Genomic DNA, 16047 nt, shown 5'->3' on the forward strand with positions numbered 1-16047 from the left:
AATTGACTCCATTTATTTTATTTTTTCCATTTCAACACAACTATTGTCAAATCGTCTTCGGGGGGTTCATGCATCATGTGCGAATCGACCGCAGTGATCAGGGCATCGCGAATGTGCATCGAAGATTTCTGCATAACACCTACAACAACCTCCTGCAAGCGTTCGTAACCAAATTCGGGTACACCATCGGGGCGTGCTTCAGTTACACCATCGGTGTAAAATACCGCAACATCACCGCTTTCCAATTGGATTTCTATCTGCGTGATTGTCCGCTCGAATATTTCAACGCTGCCCATTCCCAAACCGAGACCGATCGATTTTATATATCCTGCATTAGACTTTGATACGTGAAGAATGGGGCAATGCCCCGCTCTGGCAACTTTCATCAAACCCGTTTTCACATTAACCACTGCGTAAACAACACTGATGAAAGAACGGCTATCAATCGTTTCTATGAGTGCGCGTTGAGCTTCTATTAAAAACTTTCTCGGTTCAGTATAGATTTTGCTGAGCGATTGGAATATTCCTTTCATCTCAGCCATATAAAACGCGGCAGAAACTCCTTTTCCAGAAACATCTCCGACTAAAATACCTAAATGCTCATTATCGATCATCAAGAAATCATAGTAATCGCCGCCCACTTCGAATGCCGGAGTGGAAAGCGCTTCTAAATCGATATTCTCAAGTTCCGGAATACGCTGAGGCAAAAGCTTCCGTTGCATCTCTTGTGCGAGCATCATCTCGCGCATCAATCGTTCTCTCTCTAGAGATTTCTCGATCAATCTTGAATTTTCAATTGCGACTGTCGCCTGATCGGCAAATGCCGAAATAACATCTATATCGTCTTTATCAAAACCGTATTCAACATCTTTCGTGGCATATAAAATACCGATAACGTTTTCATGGGAGACAAGCGGAACTATCGCCATCGAACTGAATTTATTAACAGACATTTTTATTCCCTGAGTCCTCTTATCATCTCCGATACTATCGATAATAATTGGTTTGCCATGATCAAGTACCGATTGTCTGATGGAAGGGCGAATAGCTTCCATAATAATTTCTGTTTCTTCTTGAGAAATATTTTTCAACCCCGCGATTGCCACATCATTTTCGTGAATTGCAGAATTATTCATGTATTTTTTTGAATTGTGCAGTGCGATAATTTCTAACCATGCACTTTTCGCCTCGCACACTTGAAGTGTCATCGCCGTGACCGTTTCAACCAGTTCATTGAAATCGAAAACTTGCGTAACCAACTTACTTAGATTGTGCAGGGACGCTACCTCGCTAATTTTCCTGTCGAATGCCTCGGCAGTCGGAAGATGAAACAAGGTGCTGATAAATGTCATACCGAAATATATAGTCGCGAAGAGAGCTACATCCTTGATGAATGTTTGTAGAGGCGGTGAATAAAATAAAATCGATTGACCCACCACCGTCTGCCCACGGGCTAAAACTATATCGAAGCCGATGAATATTAAAAATAGGAAGAATCCATAAACGATGCTGAGAATTTTTTCTCTCTTGGTCAGATAAACTATCCAGGAAACACGGAAAGAATTCCACAGCATGGCTGCCAGAGTGATAAATGTAAGAATCGTTGATATAGTTCCATACTCCATCGGACGATAAAACAGAGCCGTTACAGATGAAACGATGATTAGAATTATGAGAATGATGAAATTCCTCTTTGTTCCTTTTCTTCTTTTTGAAAATAGAATATCGCGAAGTATCATTACAAGCAGAACCATCGTGACACCAAGGACTATACTTGCAAGATTCGCCCAGAATACTGAATCGAATCCGAGCGGTAAAAGATATTCGTTCTTCACCTCAAAACCGCTCGGCGAGATAATGAACATCATCGCTGTAGCTGTTGCGGCAACCAAACTTAAAACAAGGGCGAAACCTAATTTCTTGGAAGGTGTTTGTTCCCGTTTCCAAGTCGATTCAAGCATGATAAATAGAGTTGCGAAGGCAGCCAATATGAGAATTTCACGAAGTAAAATTATCCAACCGATTTCTATATCTACACTCTGCCGTATGATATCGACAACGAAAACGATGAATAAAATAAATCCGGTCGTTCCCAGAAGCAGTGCTTTTTTAAATTTTTTCAAAATCGATTTCATTCTTTTTTCACAACCGTATTTGGATCCAGCTATCTGAGCGAAATTTAAAATAGTTCATCAACGTGTATGCGATAATATAAATTGGAAGCGCTAACCAAGCGCCTGCGGCACCTCCACCGAAAGTTATTCCGAATAAATATGTGAGCGGAAGGAAAATAATCCAATGTGTGAGAACTTCCACAAACATAACATATATAGTCGCTCCTCCTGCTTGTAACGCGCTCGCGAATATTATTCCCGAGCCATAAAATATCTGAGCAACACCGGCAATCTGCAAGATGGGAGTGGCCATTTCGATTACAATTGATTCACCCGTCAACACATGCAACACCGCACGGGGAAATAAAACGAATATTATTCCGATAGTTACAGTGAAATATGTTCCCAATTTTGCGGTCTCAAAACCGTATGCGTGAGCCATACGGTTGCTCCCTTTACCGATAGATTGTCCGACTAACGTCTGAGCCGCGATCCCAAATCCGAAACATGGCATTATGGAAAGGAACAATGCGTTTATAACGACATTACTTGCGGCTTGTTCAACAGTTCCAATAATTCCGACTATGGCGACAAAAACCAAAAAACCTAGGAGAATGAGTATATTTTGAAGGGAAACAGGTATTGATATTTTAATTATCTGGTTTATCACCTCTTTAGATATTCGAAAATGAGAATAGTACCGATATTGTTTTCGATATTCGCGCAAAAATGTTACAGAGAAGAAAAACAGCCAACCAAGAAACATGCTGAGAGTATATCCGACTCCGGCGCCGGCTAAGTTCAGTTTTGGGAAACCCAACGCACCGAACATCAATAAATAATTAAAAATGATATTGAACAGGTTAATCAATATCGCCGATATCATAAATATCTTCGTATGACCGATACCGAAGAAGAATCCGCGGTATGATACGATCATCAAAAAGAAAGGTAATCCTACAAACTGCCATCGCATATATTCCGCGCCTGCAGCCGTAACAGAATCGTTTGCTGAGAAAAAATTTATGATTGAGTATGAAGAATAAAATCCGATCACACCGAAGATCGTACCGAGGATAAAACAGAGAAAGAGAGAACTTATAAGAACTTCCCCAACCCCTTGCGGATTGTTTTCTCCATGTTTTCTCGCGATCAGCACATGAGTTCCGGTGCTCATGCTCGAGAAGAAGCTCGTGATGGCCATGGTTCCAAGAAATCCCAAGCCCATTGCGGCAAGTTGAACGTGGGTATTCTCAAGCCGTCCAACCATAGAAGTATTCACTAACGAAACAATCATCTGTGATGAGAGTCCCGCTATTGCCGGCAGCGCAATGTGCAGAATATTTTTAGATAAAATTTTGTTGAGACTGAAAAACATTAATCACGATATTATTTGTTTAACAGAAAATGTTATTCAAAGTAATCGATTCAAATATTAATCTCCATGATAAATAAAAAACCCACTCTTTCATCGATTTAGAGTGGGTTTATCAATATCATATGAGGATATCAGGAAGAAAATTGACTGATATACCGATCCACCTCGCGCGCGACCTGACTTTTCGGAAATTCTTTTTTGATCCGCTTGAGGATAGTGATTGCCTTTTCTTTATTGCCTATCTTACCGTAACATAATGCAGCTGAGTTTAAATATTCCGGCGTGGTGTTTTGGTCGGATGCGATCTTTGCTGCTTTCTCATAATACGATGCAGCTTCATCGAATTCGTTTTTCCTCTCATAACATGCTGCCACACCGGCTTCAGCTGAAGCCGACAGAATTTCATTATCACTGCTGAAGCTGTTGAAATTTTTTAGCGCTTCGTCTACTTTATCGAGATTCAGATATGCCTGAGCCAAATAAAAGCGGGCTATCTCACCTGATGTGGTGCTGCCGTAATTGTCAACAATTGTTTTCAAACCCGTTAGGCCCCGCTCCGGCTGTCCATCGATGGCAATTTGATATTGACGCGGATCGGTTGTCCCTCTGTCGTATATAGAAAATATTTTCCCAAGCTCAGTAGCCGCTTTTTCATCGTTCGCTTTTTTGTTGTTCACATAAACCACAATGATAATTATTACGGCAATAAGTCCAGTGATACCATAATTGATATACTTTTTGTATGTATCATAGTACGATGTTAATTTCGCATAAGACGTTAACAATGTGTCTTGTTTGATTTCGGTTTTGGTTAGTTTCTTTTTGGGTTTTAACATTTTGCGATCACCAATTTAATGATAAAAATATTTTATTGAGTACGCCCGGCGCGATTCGAACGCGCGACCTACAGCTCCGGAGGCTGTCGCTCTATCCATCTGAGCTACGGGCGCAGAAGAAAACGCTTTCCGAACGCTTTTTGCAACATATTTACGAATTTTGCAGTTCTAATGTACAAATTTTTAGTTTCAGTATCAAGGATATTCAACCGTCGATTATCGAGCTGATCTCTTCCTTCTTTATCACTCCTTCACGAACAACGACCGGTGTTTCCGACGTAACATCAACGATCGTGGATGGAATGATATCCTCAAAATCGCCGTTGTCAATGATGAGATTGACTTTGCCAATAAATAATTTCTTCAAATCAGAAATCTTACTGCTGGTTTGGACACCAGATAGATTGGCGCTTGTTGAGACAACCGGTGTATTACTTTGATCGATCATAGAAAGACAAAATTGATTGTTAGGTATCCGTATCCCAATTTTTTTATCTTCCGAAATTAACAACCGTGACATTTTTTTCTTAGATCTGAATAATAAAGTCAACGGACCGGGCCAAAACTTTTTCATCAAGTCGAGAGCAATCGGAGATATTCCTTCAACTAAACTCTCAACCATCAACACAGATGAGGCGAGCATTAACGCAGGATTTGTTTCAGATCGTTTTTTAATGGTGAATATTTTTCCGACGGCATCTTCATTAGACGCATCACAACCGATACCATAGATTGTATCTGTTGGATATAATATTACTCCTCCTTCACAGATCGATCGAGCCGCTTCATGTGCGATCTCAATATCGTTCTTGCCGCATTCAAGTATTTCTATCTTTGTCTTCAAACTGTTGACAATCAATTATTTCGTGTGGAATTATTTTCTAATAACGATAGGATTGATTTTAAGACATGATCTGAAGTAATATTTTTCATGCAATCGAATGTACCGGTCGGACATTTTTTACCGCCATGTATACCGCACGGTCTGCACGCCAAACCACCGGTTTCAACAATACGGTATGGTTCATCATAAGGACCGAAACCATATTCCGGAGCAGTCGCACCGAAGATTGCAACAACAGGCACCCTCATCGAGGTAGCGATGTGTAACGGTGCTGAATCGTTCGTTACAAGCAGCCGGCAACGCGCTATCATATCTGCAGATTGAAGAAAGCTTAATTTACCCGCCAGATTGTGAACATGCTTCGATGCAACCATATTTTCGATTTTCTTACATAACTCGTAATCATCGGAACTACCGAGCAACAGAATGTGAAATCCTCTTTTCGTCAGTTTTTCTATCAACTCAGCAAACCGTTCATCGAGCCAACGCTTCGTTGCCCAAACAGATCCGGGAGCGATTCCTATTAATGAATTTAGATGCTGTGCACCGATTTCTGAAAGTATCAATCCTACCTTTTTCTTATCGTGGAATGATGGATATAGACGCGGTATCTCTTTTGGAACTTGGTTAATATCTACCGCCGCTAAAAGAGAAAGATTCCTTTCTATTTCATGGATCGCAGATTTGTAATCGATTTTATGAGAATAAAACCATTTCGCTTTACTTTTATCGAACCCTATCCGCATCGGAATTTTCGAAAGCCAAACTAAGATCGCAGACCTGAAAGATCGATGAGGTATAAACGCCACATCATATTTCTTCACCCGCAAGAATCTAACCTTATTCATCAAGCCGGAGAAGCCGGAATCTTTTCCTCTTTTATCGTACACGATAACCTCTGAAATCGCCGGATGATTCGCGAGCAATTCAGCAGTTTTTGGAATAACAACAAAATCGATTTGAGAGGATGGATAATGTTTCTTTAGAACCTGAGCGAGAGGTAAAGTCAGAATCAAATCGCCAGGAAAAGCAGTTTGAACTATCAGAATATTTTCTAATTGCCGCATCTTAATCAGTTATCTTTGGTGTGCTTCCATCTGCGGTGCATCCATAACCAGTGATCGGGATATTGGCGGATATATTTTTCAAGTATCGCCACATGGCGCCTTGTGGCTTCGGCGATGTTTTCTTCTGTTGGTTTTTCTAAATCTGAAAGATCAACAGATTCAATCGTGAGGTTATAAGTCATATCATTATTTCTTGTAAGGAAACCCATCAACAGCGGCGCGCCGCTGCGTAACGCGAACGCTGCGGGTCCCTGATGAGTGGCAGTCTTCCGACCGAAAAATTCGAGATATAGTCCTCCTAATCTATCACCACTCTGGTCCGGCGCTATTGCAATTACACCTTTATCGTGCAGAGTTCGGATTATTTCGCGAACAGACATCCCCATCGATACAACCTTATTCCCGTACCAGCACCTATGTTTATTGATAGCTTCATCAACCAATCGATTATTCTGAGTTTGAACGATGATGTTGAAAGGAATTTTAGAAAGATAGGCGCCGCCGAACGCGGTCAACTCCCAATTCCCGAAATGTCCCGAAAGTAATATCAATCCCTTCCCTTTCGCGTGAGCATCCAGCAAGCAATCAAGATTTTTCGGTACGACTAAATTCCGCATAATCTCGGGAGTGATTCGCGGGAACCAAAGCAGTTCCAAAAACGCTATTCCGAAATTCCTGAATGAACCGCGTGCTATTATTTTTATCTCAGTTTCCGATTTTTCGGGAAAAGCATAATGTAAATTCTCGAAAGCAATTTCCCTCCGCCGGGGTGACAGTTTATAACCGAGTGATCCGATGAAAGCGCCAAATCTTTGTGCAGATTTTAACGGCATCGCCTGAACGATAAACCTCACCAATAAAAAAAAGAGATACTCTAATTTATATTGCATTCGTTTTAATCAGTGCATTTTGAGCGCATATTTTTCGTACCAGAGCTCTTCGTGCAGTTCATCGCGGTGAGTTGAGTGCATAAGCATGTAGTTTCCAATTCCTTCTCTGTCGACAAAGACAAAAATAACCCCACCCTGTAAATTACGGTATTGCCAGACTTCATACGGATTACTGTCTGTTGAATTAGAGAACCTTTCTATGTCGTCATACATACCGTACATAATATACACGCGCCCGCGGTCGCTTTTCCAGCCGCTTCGGAACGGTGTTGTGAAAAGTTCATCCGCTTTTTTCACACGGGCGTAATATGCCTCGTCGGCTATCGTATTTAAACCCGAGCTTTTTCTTTTCCAGAACTCGTATAGTAATTTTTGCTTCGCTTTCAGATCGGTCAATTGTTCGTACTGTTCTTTTTCAACATCTGTGGTAATATATTTGGCGTATTCAAAATATTGATCCACTTCTTCTTCGCTCATGACGGAATATTTTGATTCGGAAACCGGCGATGATCCCGTCGTTAAGGATGAATCTAAAGGAGAGCCATGTTTGTAGATAAAAAATCTCTTCTCATTTTGGGTGAATACTTTGTTCAATGAATCGGTCAGTGAAACACGAAACAGATAAATGCCTGTCCGCAAAGCTGAGATATTTACTGTTCCAATCTCAACACTCGCATTATACAGACGGGGTTTGATTTTATCTTTTGATATAACTTCTTTACCAACTGCATCCAGGATTGAGGTACGAACAATCACATTCTCTGAATCTCCACGCGCGCGTAAGTTATACGCGATAGTGTAATAATAAAGCACGGGCAATCCCGTGCCATAAAGTTTGCTTGGATTCGGAATCACGTCGAGCGTATTCTTGTAAAACAACGATTGCTTATTGGTTGATGATTGAATAGATGTGCATAATTCTATATCACTCAGATATTCCCGATCTGTAGGATAATTTGTTATGAGAAGCGGCAGCGATACACTGTCGCGTCTTGCGCTTTCATAATTATCATAAGCCGAAACAGTTAAGGTATATTCACCGGGAAGAATCGCGAAAGATTGCAAACCCACAAGCGATTGCGATGAAATTTGAGCGGTTCCGGGAACGAGGTGCGGCACTATCCATTCTTTCTGATATTCAACTGTGCCCGCTCTTTTGATTTCCATCTTAAAATTAATTTGACCTCTTCGACCTGCTGTATCGTTTTGGTAGGTCATCATAGATTCAGAAAAGCCGTAATAAAGTTCTACGAATGTCTGAGCAGAGTCACCGTAGAAGCGTGAATAATCGACCATAATTTTTAACGGCTCTAGTTTTGTATCGATCTCCGAAGATTGTGACCATAAAATAAATGGGACAATCATCATCAGGATTAATAGATAAGATATTCGTTTCATAATTATTCACCCATCACTTTCACTATTACACGTTTTCTTCTTTTGCCATCGAACTCTGCATAGTAGATTTGCTGCCACGGACCAAAATCGAGTTTACCCTCAGTTACCGGAACGATCACCTCGTGGTGTATCAGCAAACTTTTTAAATGAGCGTCTCCGTTCGATTCACCCGTCCGATGGTGCAGATAATTTGGATTGAATGGTGCGAGTTTCTCAAGCCATTCATCGATGTCTTTGATCAGTCCCGATTCCGCGTCGTTTACATAAACACCTGCCGTTATATGCATCGCTGAGACCAGTACCATACCTTCTTTTACACCGCTGCGACTGACAATTGCTTGAACTTCGTCGGTTATATTCAGGTACTCACGTTCTTTCTTTGTATTGAACCAGATATATTCTGTAAAAGTTTTCATAAACATATATTATTATTTGAAATCAATTTATGTTAGACCTTAAATATAGTTGTTATCGTAACACCAAAAATAAGTCATGCCGAATTTATTTCGGTATCTGACTTTAGACCCTGAAACAAGTTCAGGGTGACTCATTTTTCTTATTGCCATGGTATTTCTCCTGATAGATCTAACATTTCTGGATTGATCGATTTAATGAGATTAAGTTTCCAATCACGATGCCAATTCTTAATTTGTTTTTCACGAACTATAGCGCTATACATTGATGACAGTTCTTCATAGTATACGAGAACATTTAGATTATACTTTGTTGTAAATTTTGACCCTAAACCTTTTTTATGCTGTTCAATTCTTCTTCCTAAATTATTTGTCACTCCTGTATATAATGTTGTTCTTTTATAATTGGTTAGAATATAAACGAATCCTTTTTTTCATACTTCTATCCCTCCATATTCAGACCACCGAGTCATGCCGAATTCATTTCGGCATCTGACGTTAGACCCTGAAACATGCCTTCGTCGCACTGAGTCGAGATGTTCAGGGTTACTCTATTGTTTTGTTTAACATATCAAAAAAGTTGAACAAAGGCAATTATGTATCAGAGCATTCATAACCCACAAAATAAAACATCCCGCCACGCTATTATAGCGGGACGGGATGCCATTTTGTGGATTAGTGAAAATCTTTGCCATCATTTGCATCATCACCATTATTGCCGTCCCTTTAAAGGGACGGCAAGTTTTGGCAATATGCAATGATGATTGACTTCTTACTTCACCAGAATCATCTTATGGACTGAATTGAATGTGCCGGAGGTTGTTCCCTCTTCGCCTATTCCTTCAGCCGATAATCTGTAGAAGTATACACCCGAAGCAAAGCTCGATGCGCTGAACTCTACTTCTTGCGTTCCTTCACTCATTTGTTCGCGATTGAACAATGTTGCTACTTCCTGTCCGAGCAGGTTGTATACTTTCAACGTTACAAACGCTTCTTCAGGTAAGTCGAACTGTATCATTGTTGTCGGGTTGAACGGATTCGGATAGTTCTGATGTAACTTATAAGCTTCCGGTATCTGTTCCAACATCGTGTAATCCGGTACTATCTTTGCCGGTACTACACTTGAACCCTTCAAGTATGGTACGTCAATCAGCTTCTTTGCTCCTGTGAATACTAATGCGGAAGCAAAGCTGGTTGTGTCTAACTGACCTTCGAACGCGTTGTTAATTTTGGTTACTGCCGTATTCAAAAATGCCATTACTGCCGGATCGTGGAAATGACGGCTGTATACCGGTTTACCTTTGATGATTGTATCAACATGTGCCCAGCCCATCATCAACGAATCGACTAATGAGGCAATTTCTCTCACCATCATACCGTTAAGTACGGGAGCGCCTACTGGTGGTGTTAACGTTGCATCGTCGAACATTAATTCACCAAAACCAAGAGGTATCATTTCCAGATTACTGGCTGTGATGTTTAACTTCAACGCTATCATCTGTGCTAACAACACGTTGTTGAACTTTGTTGGTGGCAGTGATTTTTGCATCTTCAACAACGGCTTGCCTGTGCTTGTCCAAGCATCCAAGCTATGTGCCGGTGTTGTATGAGTGGTTTTACCATCATTCAACGTCTTTGCCACATCGCTGTACTTCTTAGCACTTAACCATCCGAACAGCTTTGTGCTATCCGGACTGCTCTTATCCATACCGACTTGTAATCCGGTTGGGAATTGAGCTAACGCGAACAGATCGTTTACTGCATTCAACCTGTTCGGCATCGGTAAGCGCGGTTGGTTCATTGTGTATGTACCGGCTTCCTTACCTACTGTGCCTTTTGTTGCCTTTGGTAATGTTGCCCATGAATAACCTGTCTTTACCGGTTTACCACTATAACCCCAGCCAATTACGGTTACTACGTCGCCGCTATCGATTGCTGAGGTGGTTGCAAGCTTCGCGCTTGTCCATGTACCAACAGTATCAACACCGTTTAATACTACGCCTGTCGACAACATTGAGAATTTGAGTGTTAACGCGGCAGTATCCGGTGCTGTTAAGTCGAATACAAACTCATCCGCGTTGGCTTTGCGAGCGATGTATTTGTATTTCAGTTTTAGATCTTTCGATTGCGCTATGCTGTCAGGATCGAATGAACGGTACATGTTGCTATAGATCGGAGGAGCATTTACGAAATCGAATATTGTGTTCATACCATCGCTGAGAGCAATTGTGTAATTGTTATCGGTGCTGGCATGATCGGTTGAATTAATTGTGTAACCGAGGTTGATCCAATTCGCGCTGTCAGATTCGACTATCACGTATGTATCATCACCAAGGTTCGGAACATCTAACGATCCATTGTCGCTTGAAGCAACCAATGCACCGCTGATTGTACCGCGACGAACTTCGAGGTGCCACGGAGCAAGAACGCGATCGTTATTTGTCGATAGTTTACCATCGCTATCTTTAACTTTCCGAATTGTTAACGAATTCGGTTTGAAGTTAACGAATGTAACTACCGCATCATCACCACCTGCAACTATTACTGTGTCCCTTATTGCAAGGTTACCGTTGATGCGTTTCCATGCGGATCCCTTGTCTTCTTCAACAACGATATATGTTCCGGCTTGGATATCTGTGATTGCTGCTTCACCGGTAGTTGTGGAGAGAACGAGTGTTCCTTCACTGATCGTTCCTTTGTAAATCGAAAGACCCCATGGTGTTGCAACCTGATCTGCTGTTGTTCCGGCATCACCGTCGTAATCGCGATATTTTTTCGCGGTTAAGCTGCTTGCCTTCTGATTATAGAATATTATTTCTGCAGATACACCACCCGAGACCGTAACATCGGCGGTATTCATTGATCCGGTTGTCAGAACGCCGTTCACACGAACGCCGAGATGCAACCAGCCAATGCTATCTTCCTCTGTCGCTGTGTATGTTCCCGCCTCAAGATTCGGTGTTACCATAACACCGGTGTTGAGGTTTTGAGAATTGATAAGTGTTGCACCCTGATAAAGATTCAAGCGCCATTTTTTCGGTACTTGATCGCCTGTTGTGTTGAGATCACCGTCTTTATCTTCTATCTTCATGACTGTAATTGTGTGAGAGATGAAGAGCGGACTGTTGTACGAACCGGCAGTCCAGCGTGAGAATGAATTTATGCCAGTTGCTGTGATCTTATTCAATGGAGAATTAACGGTTCCTGCTTTACCAGACCATGTCGTTCCGCCATCTTCCGATTTGAAGAGCATTAATGTGTTTTCATCAAGACTATTCAATTCACCAGTCGCATAACTGAATGAAGTTGTTGCATTCAATCCGGTATTGTTTGTAGGTGTAACATCATAGTAACGAAGAATCGATTGATTGCCGTTACCTGTTGATGCAACGCCGTTTTTACGTACAACGGTTGTAACACCGGGTGCCGCATCAGCCGCGTTAATCTCGAATCCGATACCTCCGAACAGTTCGTTAGTCGCCTGAACAGCGGTTCGGGTTGCTGATACGTTACCTTGAATTGGATTGTCGCCTTCATTTAAAGCTCCCGCAGGATTTAAATAAACTGTATTTAATCCTGTTGATATAGCTCCTGCGCATGTTAATGTTTCGAAAATTGCGCCGCCTTTATCAAAGTTATAAGTACCTGTTGCTTGTACTGTACCACCTTTTACTGTTAAATCGTTGCCGAGCGTTAAGCCTGCGGCATTAGCCATAACCATTCCGTTACCAAGATAAACAGGATTACCGGAAATAGTTTGTGGTGCAGTTCCTCTGACTATCAATGGCGATGTCGTGAATGCCATTGAACCGTTATTAATGATGTTGCCGAATAATGCCACAGCATAACTACCGGTAATGTTCATTGTATCTGCAATACCTGAGTTTATGGTGATATTACCTTTTACATACATTGGTCCGGGAGTAGAGCTTGTGTACAATTTATAAACTGTTGCTCCATTAACACCGCTAAATACCAAATGCGGATACCAGATCATGGAAGATGTAATTGACGGAGCGGCTACTGATGCAGGACATGCCCACTCGAAAATACCATAATCGCCATCCAACCTGTTGCTCAATGTTTTCACAAAGCTTGTGGTTGCTAATGTCATATGGAGATATTTACCGCCGGTGCGGATTAATGTTGTATCGTTTGCAGGTGTGTAACCTCTGACAAAAAGATTATTGCCGCTGGTACGTGCCGTGTTATTCTGAAGCACTCCACCTTCGTCAATAAGCAGATCGATATTCCCAACCAATCCATCACCATACCTGAATGATGTGCTTGCCTGAGATGTGCTTACGTATGGGATTAATAATTTTATTTCGTTTGTATTTCCGGGATAGCCGATTTGCATTGTGTAGAATGAATCTGAAGTTGTCATGTAACCAATCTTCACAACATAACTGCCAGTTTTATAATCATTATTAAGATAAACATAATCGTTATCTGGAATATTATCGGCATCAAATCCCGTCTCCACAAACCAGGTTGTGGGATCACGCCACATAAGTGTATCGCCTAAAACGTTTGCAACTTTGAATACGGCGGTTGGCGTTTCAACTACAAAGCTGTTAGAAGTAGCTCCGGTTAATCCGGCTGCATCGGCAGAAAGTGTATAAGCTCCGCCTGCATCTAATTGCAGATCTGTTGTCGTTGCAACACCAAGAACTGCTAATGGAGCGGTTGTTCCGGTTAAATTACCTGTACCACTTGCTTTTGCAAAAGTTACTGCTGCCACAAAATCGACATCAATATTTCCGTTTGCATCTGTTGCCTTTGCACTCGCTGTGAAATTAGTTGAAACTTTTGTGTTGGCGATGTTTGCAACGAATCTTAATTCCGTTGCGTTGACAGAAACTTCTGTTCCTGTTCCACCAACTACATCTGATCCACCTGCCACCATCATAGAACCTAATGGATCAAGTGTTACGTCTGTATTCTGATTAATTTTGGCTTGGAACATTTTTCCATCTGCTCCAACTGGTAACGGATTCTTCAACCATAATTTCAATGTTAAAGTTGTGCTTCCATCATCTGCAACACTCGCCAACGGTGAACCGCTGAATGCGATACTTGCAGCTGATACTGTTCCCGTGCCGACTAATGAAGCGCCATCGTATAACTCAGCACCGAGAACGTATGTTGACCAGTCGGAGATATTATTTAACGAACCCGGTACAACACTAAGAGCGGTTACGATTGTTGCAAAAGGATCGGCATCTGCTGAACCGCCGCCATCGCGGACTGTGAAATCGAACATAGCAACTTCTTCGGCTTGTGTATCATCGAGCGAAGAAATTTCTAATGGTATTGTTAAAACACCTGCAACAACATCCGATGCTGCTGAAGCACCTGTAACATCGAATGTGTTCGATGTTGCGCTTGTTAAACTGCCCGATGCGGCTTGTATGCTTACACCTGTTTCGGCAGTGTTATATTTTAAATCTGACCATGATGCCGCGCCAGATGTTGGAGCTTGTGATAAACCGGTAACTGATGATAATGTTCCTGTGCCTGTTGCAACGCTTAAATCAAAGTTGGTTGCATAATCAGCATCGACGTTTTCATTTGCATCTCTCGCTTCAACAGCGGATGAGAATGAATTATTCACTGCGACCGACACTGGCGGTTGTGTTGAGAATGCCAATTTTGTCGCTGTCACTTCAAGGCGGTTTGCATCACCCGTTACACTGCTTGTTTGCGCAGTGAACCCGGTGAATGTTGAACTGCCTGAGCTAGCAGGCGTAACGTTTGTATTCGTAACCTGAAATTCAAATTGTTGATTATCTGTTACTGCCGATTCAAATGTTAAATATAAATCGAGAGTTGTTGAGCCGTCATCCGCCGCAGTTACATCTGCACCGGACATACCAGAGAACACAATTGTCTCGCCTGTAACGCTAACTTCAGCAACTTTAGTGGAGCCGTTGAAGAGAGCTGCCTGGCGGATTGTGTTTGCCCAATTTGTAACGCCATTACCGGCGCCTTTGTTAAATGTAATACCGCTTAAAATTGTTGGATATGTATCACCATCCGGACTTCCGCCACCATCACGGACTGTAAACGAGAATACGCGGAGTGCATCTGAGGTTGTTGTTACTGATGCAGATTGATATGAGGCATAATCAATGTTAGATGTTTCGTTCCCAGCTGCCAAAATATCAGAAGCAGAACTCGACGGAGAAGCCACAACCGCTGCCCATGATGTTCCAACTCGTATACCATCAATCTTTAATGTAGGAGAACCGGTAGATGTTGCCTGCCTTATGGAAATAGTATTTAATCCTAATGCATTGGTAACATCACTCTGAGTAGCACCAACACCGGCGATCGTTGCTGCTGGTTCTAAACCACCAATTGCGGGATTGACCCAGAAATCGACCAAATCATCAGTTGCTGAACCAGTATTAAACGTATATTTCAGAACTATGAGATATGTTGTACCAAATGATCTTGCAGTAGCTTCATAATTGGCTGTAGAACTACTAACATTTTTTGAAACTCCAAAATAGAATCCTCCTGCTCCGTCTGATTTTGCAAATATTCGTCCAAAATAACCTCCACCAGTACCACCTGTACAATATGGACTCAGGAAATAATCTCCTGTTAAAGCGGCGCTAATATTCACCATGGCAGCCATATAGTATGTACCAGAAGTGACAGGTGTAGATAATAGTTTATATGCATCTTCACCAGAATTTGCCATGTTAAGACCATTACCGATTCCTGAATTTGCATAACCTGAATATGTCAGTGCTGCCGTTGATTGAATAGTTAAAGGATTACTATTAGCACCGCTAAAAACTGTCCAACCATGCATTTCAACGGTATCGCCTGAAGGATAATTAAAATCTTCTACTAAAAGCAATTGAGCTGATGTCGTACCACCTAACATCAATACAGCGACGAATAGAAGAACAATTGTAAATATATGTTTCATAAATCCTCCTAAAGGATTATGTTTGATTGTGAATTAATTAGTGATTAGTGAATTTTTCAATGAATCTATTATTTTATTTTCTTCTGTTTCAACCACCCCTTCGTCCCCTCCTTACTAAGGAGGGGATTGAGGGGAGGTATTTAAAACCTATTTTTTACTCT

The 16047-nt window shown here is 41.6% G+C and carries 10 protein-coding genes and 1 tRNA gene; all 11 read right to left on the minus strand.

The window, feature by feature from the left end; genetic code table 11:
- Nucleotides 1-17 precede the first annotated feature (17 nt).
- The 11 genes from HZB59_00235 to HZB59_00285 all read right to left on the minus strand — a co-directional run bounded on the left by HZB59_00235 (nt 18) and on the right by HZB59_00285 (nt 15886).
- On the minus strand, nt 18-2123 hold the full coding sequence (locus HZB59_00235) for a SpoIIE family protein phosphatase (GenBank protein MBI5019850.1): 2106 nt from the start codon (nt 2121-2123) through the stop codon (nt 18-20).
- A 19-nt stretch (nt 2124-2142) separates the two neighbouring features.
- Nucleotides 2143-3492: an MATE family efflux transporter gene (locus HZB59_00240; GenBank protein MBI5019851.1), complete on the minus strand. Its 1350-nt coding sequence runs from the start codon at nt 3490-3492 to the stop codon at nt 2143-2145.
- 131 nt (nt 3493-3623) lie between these two features.
- On the minus strand, nt 3624-4328 hold the full coding sequence (locus HZB59_00245; GenBank protein ID MBI5019852.1) for a tetratricopeptide repeat protein: 705 nt from the start codon (nt 4326-4328) through the stop codon (nt 3624-3626).
- A 40-nt stretch (nt 4329-4368) separates the two neighbouring features.
- Nucleotides 4369-4442, minus strand: a tRNA-Arg gene (locus HZB59_00250).
- 91 nt (nt 4443-4533) lie between these two features.
- Entirely contained in the window at nt 4534-5172 is a 639-nt protein-coding gene (locus tag HZB59_00255; GenBank protein ID MBI5019853.1) for a threonylcarbamoyl-AMP synthase, read from the minus strand.
- An 11-nt stretch (nt 5173-5183) separates the two neighbouring features.
- On the minus strand, nt 5184-6239 hold the full coding sequence (waaF, locus tag HZB59_00260) for a lipopolysaccharide heptosyltransferase II (protein MBI5019854.1): 1056 nt from the start codon (nt 6237-6239) through the stop codon (nt 5184-5186).
- 5 nt (nt 6240-6244) lie between these two features.
- The gene (locus HZB59_00265; protein ID MBI5019855.1) at nt 6245-7129 is read right to left on the minus strand and encodes a lysophospholipid acyltransferase family protein; all 885 of its coding nucleotides are present in this window, start codon (nt 7127-7129) and stop codon (nt 6245-6247) included.
- A 9-nt stretch (nt 7130-7138) separates the two neighbouring features.
- Complete coding sequence (locus tag HZB59_00270) at nt 7139-8527, minus strand: GWxTD domain-containing protein (protein MBI5019856.1); 1389 nt, start codon at nt 8525-8527, stop codon at nt 7139-7141.
- Between the two features lie 2 nt (nt 8528-8529).
- The gene (locus HZB59_00275) at nt 8530-8943 is read right to left on the minus strand and encodes a YjbQ family protein (GenBank protein ID MBI5019857.1); all 414 of its coding nucleotides are present in this window, start codon (nt 8941-8943) and stop codon (nt 8530-8532) included.
- A 140-nt stretch (nt 8944-9083) separates the two neighbouring features.
- The gene (locus HZB59_00280; protein ID MBI5019858.1) at nt 9084-9356 is read right to left on the minus strand and encodes a GIY-YIG nuclease family protein; all 273 of its coding nucleotides are present in this window, start codon (nt 9354-9356) and stop codon (nt 9084-9086) included.
- Nucleotides 9357-9712: 356 nt separating this feature from the next.
- On the minus strand, nt 9713-15886 hold the full coding sequence (locus HZB59_00285) for a T9SS type A sorting domain-containing protein (GenBank protein ID MBI5019859.1): 6174 nt from the start codon (nt 15884-15886) through the stop codon (nt 9713-9715).
- Between the last annotated feature and the right edge of the window lie 161 nt (nt 15887-16047).

It is taken from the genome of Ignavibacteriales bacterium, assembly GCA_016214905.1.
Classification (GTDB): domain Bacteria; phylum Bacteroidota; class Ignavibacteria; order UBA10030; family SZUA-254; genus PNNN01.

Bases quoted from the DNA above. Each gene is read 5' to 3' on its own strand.
- HZB59_00240 (MBI5019851.1), bottom strand. From the start codon at position 3,492: ATGTTTTTCAGTCTCAACAAAATTTTATCTAAAAATATTCTGCACATT.
- HZB59_00245 (MBI5019852.1), bottom strand. From the start codon at position 4,328: ATGTTAAAACCCAAAAAGAAACTAACCAAAACCGAAATCAAACAAGAC.
- waaF (MBI5019854.1), bottom strand. From the start codon at position 6,239: ATGCGGCAATTAGAAAATATTCTGATAGTTCAAACTGCTTTTCCTGGC.
- HZB59_00265 (MBI5019855.1), bottom strand. From the start codon at position 7,129: ATGCAATATAAATTAGAGTATCTCTTTTTTTTATTGGTGAGGTTTATC.
- HZB59_00270 (MBI5019856.1), bottom strand. From the start codon at position 8,527: ATGAAACGAATATCTTATCTATTAATCCTGATGATGATTGTCCCATTT.
- HZB59_00275 (MBI5019857.1), bottom strand. From the start codon at position 8,943: ATGAAAACTTTTACAGAATATATCTGGTTCAATACAAAGAAAGAACGT.
- HZB59_00285 (MBI5019859.1), bottom strand. From the start codon at position 15,886: ATGAAACATATATTTACAATTGTTCTTCTATTCGTCGCTGTATTGATG.